Consider the following 6,405-nt stretch of genomic DNA (forward strand, 5'->3'; position numbering starts at 1 on the left):
ACGCCAGGATCACCGTGGGAGAACGGGTATTGTGAGAGCTTCAACGGCAAACTTCGTGACGAGTGCCTACGCCAGGAGATCTTCTACTCGCTGAAGGAGGCGCAGATCGTGATCGGTCTATGGCAAACTACGTACAACTGCATCCGACCGCATTCGTCGCTGGGCTATCAGCCGCCCGCGCCCGTCAGCTACCCGGATCTGGCTTTCCGGCTACCCATGGCCGCTACCATGCAGTAACCTCGCAACTGGCCCGGTCCAAAATACCGGTCAGGTCAGGCAAGCTGCGGATGTTGAAGCGTCTCAGCGACGCCCTGGGCAGGCCGGTTGGGGACTTCTACACGGCTGAGCCTAAGGTTCCTCCAGACGCCTCAGGCGGTAAGGCTCAAAGGTGAGGAATAGGGCCTGCCCGCACTTGCCCCGACGCCGGTGTCTTGGCACGCCGCAGCCATGATCCGATCCGAGCTCGTCGCCCGCATCACGGCGCAGAACCCGCACCTCTACGAACACGAGATCGATGCGCTGGTGAAGGCGATCTTCAACCGCATCTCCCAGGCGCTGGCTCGCGGAGATCGGGTCGAGCTGCGTGGCTTCGGGGCGTTCGAGGTCAGGCATCGCGAAGCCCGCGCCGCTCGCAACCCGCGGACCGGTCAGGCGGTGCAGGTCGAGGCCAGGACCGCCATCCACTTCAAGCCTGGCAAGGCGATGCGGGCGCAACTCAATCACGCTAAGATCAATCCGGAATAGGAGGCCGAGCGGCTTCGGCTCGCCTCCTGTTGTGCAGTTCCCGCGGCAGGTCGACGGGCCCTACCGCCCATGTCCAACAATGGATCTGAGATCGTCGGCCAATGGCCAAGGTTAATGATCTATTAAGAACCCTTGGGTTCCGGTGGCGGAAATCAAAGGACCTGCCCTATGATGACAGCTGGCTTCCTCGTGGTGGTTGCTATCGCACTAAGCGCCGCAGCGGCTGGCGCGATCGGCGCGCCCGATGCTCGTAGCGTGTGAGATCGACCATCCGGCAGTGATCGCGGCTCTGGCGATAGAGAACGCTGAGCTTCAACGCCAACTCGCGTCCGCACAGGATCTGCTCGTCGAGAGCGCTATTGAAATGGGAGACCTACGCGCCGGCGTCAGCGCGCTGCGCTCCGAGCTTGTAGAAGCGCAGGCCGCGCGGGATGCGTGGCGAGATGAAGCCGAACGACTCGTGGGCTGGGGCGCCCGCACGGCGTGACCGAGAGCCATGTGGCCAGTACGTGACAGGCCGACTTTAGTTCTGACCCCGGTACTGTGTGCCCTCGATCCGTCAAGCTTGGACCGGCACAGTGGCTGGGTCGAACATCGATCCTGGTCCCTCCCCATGCTGACCGTCCCTCGCGCAGCGATCATTGAGCACCGTGAGGTCATGGCTGTGCTCGTCACGTCCGGGCTATTCCTGCTCTGCCTGTTACCCTTCGCATGGGTTGTCGCCTGACACCGTAGCGACTGGTCGACTGTGCGCAGAGCGGATATCAGCCCGGCATGGCCAAGCGCCCGAAGCAACTGCCTCAGGATCGCCCAGGCGACCCGCGCGGTGCGATTGGCGGCCGCAACGGTCACGACGCGCACCGGCTTACGCTGGAGAAGGGCCGGCAGCCGCGGGTCGACCGAGGTCGGTGTCGCCTTCGCACGCCGGATCAGGGAGGTCATGCCGACGACGAGCAGGCGGCGCAGGTAGCGGTCGCCCATGCGCAAGATCCGACCCAGGCGCTCCTTGCCGCCGCTGCAGTTCTGCAGCGGGGTCAGTCCCAACGAGGCGGCGAACTGCCGACCGGAGCGGAAGCGCTCGGGCTCGCTCACTGAGGCGGCCAGCGCCGTCGCCGAGACGATACCGACACCGGGGATCGTCGCCAGGCGCTGCGACAGGTCGCTGTCCCGATGCCAGGCCAGCAACTCCTTTTCCAAGCGGGTGAGCTGGATCTGCACGGCGCCGATCTGATCGGCCAGCCCGGTCACCACGCGTTGCGCCAGTGGTGGCACCTCGGCCGCGTCTCCGGCCGAGAGCCGGGCCGCCAGTTCGAGCGCGTGCCGCAGGCCCCGCGCCATCTCGATCCCGAACTCGGCGAGCAGGCCGCGGATCATGTTCACCAGCTGCGTGCGTTGCTTGACCAGCAGGTCGCGCGTCCGGTGCAGCGCCAGCGCCGCCTGCTGCTCGGTCGACTTTACCGGCACGAACCGCATGCTCGGACGCGTCACCGCCTCGCAGATGGCAGCGGCGTCGTTCGCATCGGTCTTACCGCGCTTCACATACGGCTTCACGTAAGCGGGCGGCATCAGCCGCACGTCATGGCCGAGCTTCATCAGTTCCCGGGCCCAGTGGTGGGACGTGCCGCACGCCTCCATGCCGACCAGGCATCGCGACAGCTTGGCGAAGAACGGCACGACCTGCGCCCGCCTCAGCGACTTGCGAACGACGACTTGCCCGGCTGCATTGACGGCGTGGACCTGAAAGATGCTCTTGGCCAGATCGATGCCGACAGTGGTGATCTCCATAGGGATGGCTCCTGCATCTGCGTGGCTGCTGCGTCGACAGCAACCACATTTTGGCACCGAGATGCCGTCAGTTGGAGCGGGAGCCATCCACCCCATCTGCTTCCGAGAGCTGCCCGAGATAGTTTGAATGGCCGAGTTGGGTCGAACGCTGAATGTCCGCTTCTCGCCAGAACGACAAAGGCCGCTCCCCACCAACATCCAACCCTGCATCACGCCCGTTCCAGCAGGTCGATGAGCAGCGTCCCAGCCGCCGCGATGACGTTGCCACGGCTACGCCAGGGTAAGACGATCCGCTCGGCATCTGGTTCAGCCGCCATCTCCGGCAGCACGCCCTCGAACGCTTCGGTCTCGCGGTCCTGATTGTCACCGCGCGGGATGCGCGATCAGCGTTCGTGAGAGGTGTCACCAAGGCCGCCCATTTCGTAGCAGCACCTTTGGAACCATCGACCAGCGCCAAGCTTCCCAGCTTGACCGTGGAGGGATCCGCTCTTTGCACGGCTCCGTGAGATGCCACCGTTCCCAGTGGCGGTACGAGAGGAGACATTCCTTGCGCACTTCGATGATCACCGCGGCCCTGCTCGCCACGCTCGGCGTCGCCGCTCTCACGACCCCTGCCTCGGCGGCCCCTCTCAGCCCGGCTCCAGCCGTGGGTATCACCAGCGTTCATGATGGCCTCGTCGACGTTCGCTGGCACCCGATCCGCCGCATGCGTCACATGATGCATCGGCGCGGGCACCACCGCATGTAGTGACTGGGCGGTCGCTGCCGGCGACTTTGCTTGAGGCTCGGCCGCGGATGATCCCGCTGCCGGGCCTTTTCTTATGTGGCACGGGGCATCGTCGGCACGACGTTGACCGTGCATAGGATCGGGCCTCGACCGACTGCGATCAGCGTCCGCAGGCTCCAATTGGCGTAATAGTTCGCCCTGCGCATGTCGTGGGTGGCACGGCGGACCCGCCTCGCGTGCCACCACGCCGCCGTGACGATGAGCGGGCTGATCAGGCGCACTGGTCCGGCTCCTGCCGGTCGATCTCTAGATCCCGGGTCGAGCCGCGGAACCAGACCACCTGGTTGTCGTGCTGCTCTGGGGCGCCGAGATCAGGTTCGGCATCGCCACCGTCATCACGGTCGGGGTCGCCAGAGGAGCGTGGCGAGGCCGGTGAGCACCATTCCCCCGCCAATGATGGCGACGGCCGTCAGCAGCTCACCGGCGACGTCGAGGAAGCGGAAGGCACGGGCGTGCGGGGTCTCGGCCCGGATCGGCTCGACGATCTCCCAGGGCTCGTCCTCGCCGGGCAGCCGCTCGTTCGGCAGGTTGAGGTAGCGGGGATCGACCGGGATCCGGCGGCGGGCGGTGCTGGCGGCGGCCGAGCTGCGGACCGGGGCGGGCTGCGAGAAATCGGGAATGCGGGCGTGCGTCATCGTTCGGGCTCCGGTGAGGGCTCGTGGCGGTGGGTCGGTGGTGGCGAAGGGGATGCGGGCCGGGTCAGCCCGGCGTGGCTACGGCGTCAGTGCGCGGCGGCAGTGCGGGCCATCTTGGCGGCCTGCCAGGCGGCCTTGAGGGCGGTGGACAGGGCGGCGGCACGGGTGAGGCCGTGGCGCTCCTGCAGGTTGGTCGCGGCGGCCACAGCAGCGGCCATGATCGCCGAGCGGTCGAACTTGCCGGCGACGACGAAGGGGCGGCGCTGGAACCGGGCGAAGCCCTGGCAGAGGGCGCGGGCGCTGAGCAGGCCGGTCGGGATCTGCGGGCGGCTGTCGTGCAGGCTGCGGGAGAGGGTGTTCCAAGAGACGGTGCGGTAGGGCATGGCATTGATCGCTCAGTGACCGTGTGATAGCTTGAATATCACTCGATCAATGAGTGGCCAACTGGCGATCAGGTGATATTTTGACAATCACAGGAGGCCAACTGCGAGCGGCCCGCGCCTTCCTGCGCTGGACGGCTCAAGAGGTTGCAGACGCTTCCCGTATCGGTGTTGCAACGGTGCGCCGAGCCGAACTGCAGGACGGCCCATTGGGGATCACAGTGGCCAATGCCGAAGCGATCAAGCGCGCCCTAGAAGCAGCCGGCGTCGAATTCACCAACGATGGCGAGCCCGGCGTGAAGCTTCGGCGGAAGGATCCAGCGTGACTAGCGAAGCTGCCTCGCCGGAGCGACTTTCCGAGGTCCTGCGCCTTTGCACCGTGCTCTCAGATCGTGCGCTCGACGCGCTGATCACGGGTGGGGCAGTGCCTGCGGAGCAGACCGTTGCACTGGCGAAGGCCGCACGGCTCCTGCAGGATCACGGTGTGGAATGGCCACCGCTGCTGACCCACGTGATGCACGAGCTCGCGGACAAGGATGGTCGATCGGGGCCAGAGCCAGCGGCAGAGCCATCGGAGGGCGTTGACCTGCAAGGCCTGACCCGCTTCTTCGCCGGTTTCCGCACCAAGGAACAGCAGTGACCTACACCGTGGAGCAACTGGCGCCCGGCAGCTACGATGTGCTGCTCGACGGCGTTGTGATCGCGGGCTTGGTGCGCAGCGTTCACCGCAGCGGCCCGAGCGACACATGGCAAGTCGAGTTGCTCGATGAGATGCCGGCGGCCGAGCGCCCAGCACCGTTTGCGAACCAGCGGCACGTGTTCAAGTTGCGCCCGGCGGCGCTTGAGTGGCTCGGTATCCAAGAAACAGCAACTGCGGAGCCAGCTGGATGAGCATGATCAAGGGTCGGCTGCTGGCGATCGGCGTTGCGGTCGTGCTCGTAAGCGTCGAACGCACGCTTGAGGCGGCCGGCCTGGAATACGCGTTCGAGGACTGCGCTGTTGCAGCTGTCACGGCGGCTGTGGCCGTAGCCGCCGCGGATCTTCGATCATGACCCCCAGCCTAGAGTTCATCCCCGAGAACGGCGGCGGGGCTGGGATCCGGTTCCGGAAGCGGAAGGCGCCGTGACGCGGATCAGCAACGACAACCAGCCCGTGCAACGCCACCCTAAAGCGATGCCGCAATGGCTAGTGTTCGTGATCAGCGTGCTGGCCCTCGGCGTGCCGGTCGCGGGGCTGCTATTCATGCTGTGGCTGGCCGTCGTGCGGCCGGCGGGCTTCGACATCACCCCCGTCGAACTGGCCTACATCGCGATCGCCACCATCCTGATCGCTGCCGTCATGGCGTCCTACGCGCATCGGAAGCAGCGACCGCTCCCATGACTGGCCCGGCAGTGAACGACGAGGACCGTGAGTTCGAGCACTCCCCGCTGTCCGGGTCGTTCACCCGAGGCGACATCGAGGTCGATGTCGAGATCTACCGCTTCGCCGGCACGCAGGATCGGTGGCAGCTCGCGGTCGTCGCCCTCGGTGGCGGCTGCATTCAATGGACACAGACCTTCGCGACTGAGACAGAAGCCTACGCGGCGTTCCTCGCCATGGTCGAGGCAGACGGTCTGGACACGTTCACCCGTGCGCGGCCGGCCGGGCGACACTGAGGGTACGAAGAAGCCCGCACCGGCGAACCGGGCGGGCTAATCCAGGCCCAGCTCCCGTGGGGCGAGCAGACCGGACCCGGACGGCTTTGTAACGGGATTACGGACGAAGAATACCCCGCCGCCGCGGTGTTGGCTGTGCCGTCCTGAGTGGCCAAGACCAAGCCTACCGACCGCTCCTAGGCGTTCCATAAAAAGGACCCCATTTTTTTAATCGGGAATAGGGGTGCCCCTCGGGAGAAGCGCTCATTCCTGCAACCCCTAAAAGACCCTTTTCCCGGAGCGGCCTGGATCGGCGCGGAGAGCCTTGGCGACTGCCGACTTTCCGAAACAGGCTGCCAGCGCTACCAATTCGCCCCTCCATGGCGCACCACGTTGGTGCGCTGGAGACGACTAGGATACCGCGATGGCTACCGGCACTG

Annotated in this window: 11 protein-coding genes and 1 pseudogene; 8 read left to right on the forward strand and 4 right to left on the reverse strand. The window is 65.9% G+C overall.

Annotation, left to right across the window (positions count from 1 at the left end; all coding sequences use genetic code 11):
* Together MKL09_RS00955 and MKL09_RS00960 are read left to right on the forward strand one after the other, a co-directional pair.
* The coding region (locus MKL09_RS00955) for an integrase core domain-containing protein (RefSeq protein ID WP_244017114.1) at positions 1–237 on the forward strand (237 nt) is incomplete at its 5' end.
* A 210-nt stretch (positions 238–447) separates the two neighbouring features.
* On the forward strand, positions 448–744 hold the full coding sequence (locus MKL09_RS00960; RefSeq protein WP_244017116.1) for an integration host factor subunit beta: 297 nt from the start codon (positions 448–450) through the stop codon (positions 742–744).
* A gap of 801 nt (positions 745–1,545) precedes the next feature.
* On the opposite strand, the pseudogene MKL09_RS00970 reads toward MKL09_RS00960, so the two are convergent.
* The 4 genes and pseudogenes from MKL09_RS00970 to MKL09_RS00985 form a co-directional block, all read right to left on the reverse strand.
* Positions 1,546–2,529: pseudogene (locus MKL09_RS00970) on the reverse strand (IS110 family transposase); the annotation flags it as partial.
* An 819-nt stretch (positions 2,530–3,348) separates the two neighbouring features.
* Positions 3,349–3,537 carry a hypothetical protein gene (locus MKL09_RS00975; protein WP_244017119.1) on the reverse strand — a complete coding sequence of 63 codons (189 nt, stop codon included), beginning with the start codon at positions 3,535–3,537 and terminating at the stop codon, positions 3,349–3,351.
* A 114-nt stretch (positions 3,538–3,651) separates the two neighbouring features.
* Positions 3,652–3,951 (reverse strand): hypothetical protein, encoded by a 300-nt coding sequence (locus tag MKL09_RS00980; RefSeq protein ID WP_244017121.1) that lies wholly within the window; start codon positions 3,949–3,951, stop codon positions 3,652–3,654.
* An 86-nt stretch (positions 3,952–4,037) separates the two neighbouring features.
* Complete coding sequence (locus MKL09_RS00985; RefSeq protein ID WP_244017123.1) at positions 4,038–4,334, reverse strand: hypothetical protein; 297 nt, start codon at positions 4,332–4,334, stop codon at positions 4,038–4,040.
* Positions 4,335–4,387: 53 nt separating this feature from the next.
* Here MKL09_RS00985 and MKL09_RS00990 point away from each other — a divergent pair, with 53 nt between their 5' ends.
* The 6 genes from MKL09_RS00990 to MKL09_RS01015 all read left to right on the forward strand — a co-directional run bounded on the left by MKL09_RS00990 (position 4,388) and on the right by MKL09_RS01015 (position 5,986).
* Positions 4,388–4,657 (forward strand): transcriptional regulator, encoded by a 270-nt coding sequence (locus MKL09_RS00990; protein ID WP_244017125.1) that lies wholly within the window; start codon positions 4,388–4,390, stop codon positions 4,655–4,657.
* Positions 4,654–4,971: a hypothetical protein gene (locus tag MKL09_RS00995; protein ID WP_244017127.1), complete on the forward strand. Its 318-nt coding sequence runs from the start codon at positions 4,654–4,656 to the stop codon at positions 4,969–4,971. The genes MKL09_RS00990 and MKL09_RS00995 overlap by 4 nt, the downstream gene beginning before the upstream one ends.
* On the forward strand, positions 4,968–5,222 hold the full coding sequence (locus MKL09_RS01000) for a hypothetical protein (protein ID WP_244017129.1): 255 nt from the start codon (positions 4,968–4,970) through the stop codon (positions 5,220–5,222). The genes MKL09_RS00995 and MKL09_RS01000 overlap by 4 nt, the downstream gene beginning before the upstream one ends.
* Positions 5,219–5,383 carry a hypothetical protein gene (locus MKL09_RS01005; protein ID WP_243939841.1) on the forward strand — a complete coding sequence of 55 codons (165 nt, stop codon included), beginning with the start codon at positions 5,219–5,221 and terminating at the stop codon, positions 5,381–5,383. The genes MKL09_RS01000 and MKL09_RS01005 overlap by 4 nt, the downstream gene beginning before the upstream one ends.
* A gap of 70 nt (positions 5,384–5,453) precedes the next feature.
* Positions 5,454–5,711 (forward strand): hypothetical protein, encoded by a 258-nt coding sequence (locus MKL09_RS01010; protein WP_244017131.1) that lies wholly within the window; start codon positions 5,454–5,456, stop codon positions 5,709–5,711.
* On the forward strand, positions 5,708–5,986 hold the full coding sequence (locus tag MKL09_RS01015; RefSeq protein ID WP_244017133.1) for a hypothetical protein: 279 nt from the start codon (positions 5,708–5,710) through the stop codon (positions 5,984–5,986). The genes MKL09_RS01010 and MKL09_RS01015 overlap by 4 nt, the downstream gene beginning before the upstream one ends.
* The last annotated feature ends 419 nt before the right edge of the window (positions 5,987–6,405 follow it).

Origin of the sequence: Methylobacterium sp. J-048, assembly GCF_022829515.1 — a bacterium.
Taxonomy (GTDB): domain Bacteria; phylum Pseudomonadota; class Alphaproteobacteria; order Rhizobiales; family Beijerinckiaceae; genus Methylobacterium.